Below are 2,438 nucleotides of genomic sequence, written 5' to 3'. Positions count from 1 at the left end.
AGACCAGCGACGACGCTCTCCGACGGGCGCACCGTCAAGACGTTCGACGACGGCTTCGATCAACTGAAAGCTACCATGCGTAGGCATAGGCGTAGAACTGGTCGTAGACATAGAACCCCGGAGCTTGCGTGAATGCCGCAAACCTAACCCCGAATAGCTAGCCTATTAACCCATGGGGATACCTTGTCGCTTACATTTGACCTTGGGGTGAGGCAACTGTGTGTCGCTCAACCTTCTGGCTGTCGGGATTACGAAAGAGATGGAACGCGACCTGAGTTAACCGTTCGATTGAAACTGCCGTAATGCAGCCTGACTATTTTGCAAATCCATCGGCGTTCAACTCCACGGCAGCAATTCACCGAGCCTGTTGATCTTGTGATCATGGATGCGGTCGAGGATGCCTGCCAGACAGGCCCGCAGATCGAGACAATCAGCTTGGCAGTTTCAGTAACCGTCATCGCGCGTGCAAAGGTTTCCGCGCCGGCATCGCCACCTTGAACGAAAAGCTCCGCTTACTGGGTTTGCCACGTGAGGCCCGCCAGCGGGCAAACCTGCTCACCAACTTGCGCAAGTGCAAAACCAGCCTCCGCATGCTGAACACCACATGTCATGGGGAAAATCGTCGTGCCGACATCACCTTTGGCATCGATGAGCGTTAATTGCCCTTCGCTTGCCACATAACGACCGGCCACCTCTTCGTCGCGCTCGGCATGCGACAGGGTAAACCGGCCATCCTCTGCGAGGATCATTGAAATAGCGCCGCTGGAATAGGATCCAGGCGCAAGCGTCGTGGTCGCCTGTCCGTTAGACTGAACCTCTACGTCTTGATCCGACGGCTCATGTTCCTGTGTATTTTGAACTTGCGTATCCTGATTATCCTGCGCGTTTTGATCTTGGAGGTCCGTGATACGTTGCTCAATGTCAGCGAGGAGTTGGCTACGCGTAGCCAAATTATCGGACAGTTGGGTGATAATGGCTTGCACCGACTGCTGCTGCTCTTCGGCTGCCATGGTGTCAGCCATCAGTTGATCGCGGCGCTGCGTCATATCCTCCAGCGCTTTCGACACGGTGTCACGCTCAGCTGTAAGAGCCTCCAGCTGCTCGGTCGCCGTGGCAACGGCCGTCTGAGAGGCGGCTTCAGCTTCACGCGCCTGTTGCACGCGCGCTTCCGCGTCAGAGGCTTCCTGCGCCAGACGCGACGTGTCGTCTGTCAAAACAGAGAGCTGCTCTTGCAGCTGCGCTTGAGAATCCCTGGCCTCCTTCAAACGGTTTCCGACGTCAGCGAGCTCCTGCGTGGCGGCGGTCAAATTATTTTCTGCTTCAGCGCGCGCCGTTTCGAAGCCTGCGATCTCTTCACGCATTGGAGTGAGCTGATCTTCAATGGCCGATTGCTCGGACGTGATCTGATCGAGGCTGCTTTGCGCCGCCGCAACCTCGCTCTCTAAATTGCTCATGCTTGATTGCTGTGTGGTGATCTCAGCATTGATCTCATCACGCTGCGCCGTGAGGGCGTCTGTTTCTGAGCTGAGTGCAGCAACTTGACCTTGCAGGTCCTCCACGGTGCCCACGGCTTGGGTCTGGTCGGCTAAATTCGTGCGCAAGTCCGTCCGTTCGCCCATCAGGACAAAAGCATAAATCCATCCGACAATGGCCACGATGCCGAGCATAATTGGTATCGGTCGCTTCATTTCGTCAACCATGGCCATGTGCGACGTCTCCTGCATATCGTTATAAACCCGCTGAAATCAGAAGGCACCCACATGCAAACGTTACTTGTATACGGACGGTTCCCTACAATGGCCTTCGCGGCCGTTTCGTTTGGCCCGCCCAGCCAGATTCCCGCGCCAACGCTCCACGATGCACTTCGCGAGAGACCCTAAACCATTATCAGTAATCCACAGATTGCGTCTTAAACGATCAATGGGTCCGGAACTGCGATGTGGCCTGCCGTGTTCAATGTTCACGCTACTGAAACATTCAGGAGAAATTAAGATGGACCATTCTAAGCACGTACCATTGCGCCCAGACGAGATTTCCGCCGCGAATCTCGACGGTGCCAACATTTACGGACCGGACGACAGTCACATCGGTGAAGTGGCTCATACGCACGGCGTAGGCCCGGCGACGAACGTGATCGTCGACGTAGGTGGATTTTTGGGTATCGGTGCCAAGCGCGTTGCGCTTTCGGCGTCCGAGCTGAACTTCATGCGCGACGAAGACGGCAAGGTGCACGCCACAACGTCGATGACCAAAGATCAGCTCAAGGCTTTGCCTGAACATCAGGACTGATCGTCTCGGAAGTTACACGGTGTCTGCCGCCTTTTAGTGGCAGACCATGAAGTACTGATTTGCGCATGTATGGATGCCCCCGTTGGTGCAAGTGATTTTTGAACGGTGCGAGCGTGTGATCGGGTGCTGTCATGTATCAGGCCTCTGTG

At 55.6% G+C, this 2,438-nt stretch carries 2 protein-coding genes and 1 pseudogene; 1 reads left to right on the top strand and 2 read right to left on the bottom strand.

Annotated elements, in window-relative coordinates; all coding sequences use genetic code 11:
* Nucleotides 1-336: 336 nt before the first annotated feature.
* Both BM131_RS20625 and BM131_RS19790 read right to left on the bottom strand, forming a co-directional pair.
* Nucleotides 337-494, bottom strand: a pseudogene (locus BM131_RS20625) (transposase domain-containing protein); the annotation flags it as partial.
* Between the two features lie 18 nt (nt 495-512).
* Nucleotides 513-1,706: a coiled-coil domain-containing protein gene (locus BM131_RS19790; RefSeq protein WP_090192189.1), complete on the bottom strand. Its 1,194-nt coding sequence runs from the start codon at nt 1,704-1,706 to the stop codon at nt 513-515.
* A 286-nt stretch (nt 1,707-1,992) separates the two neighbouring features.
* On the opposite strand from BM131_RS19790, the gene BM131_RS19785 reads away from it, so the two are divergent.
* Complete coding sequence (locus tag BM131_RS19785; protein WP_090192188.1) at nt 1,993-2,289, top strand: PRC-barrel domain-containing protein; 297 nt, start codon at nt 1,993-1,995, stop codon at nt 2,287-2,289.
* The last annotated feature ends 149 nt before the right edge of the window (nt 2,290-2,438 follow it).

This window comes from Loktanella salsilacus (assembly GCF_900114485.1).
In the GTDB taxonomy this organism is placed as follows: Bacteria; Pseudomonadota; Alphaproteobacteria; order Rhodobacterales; family Rhodobacteraceae; genus Loktanella; species Loktanella salsilacus.
The sequence above is the reverse complement of the archived record's forward strand: the minus strand, read 5'-3'. Positions and strand labels throughout refer to the sequence as shown.

Coding starts and splice junctions, on each gene's coding strand:
- BM131_RS19790 (WP_090192189.1), bottom strand. CDS start 1,706: ATGGCCATGGTTGACGAAATGAAGCGACCGATACCAATTATGCTCGGC.
- BM131_RS19785 (WP_090192188.1), top strand. CDS start 1,993: ATGGACCATTCTAAGCACGTACCATTGCGCCCAGACGAGATTTCCGCC.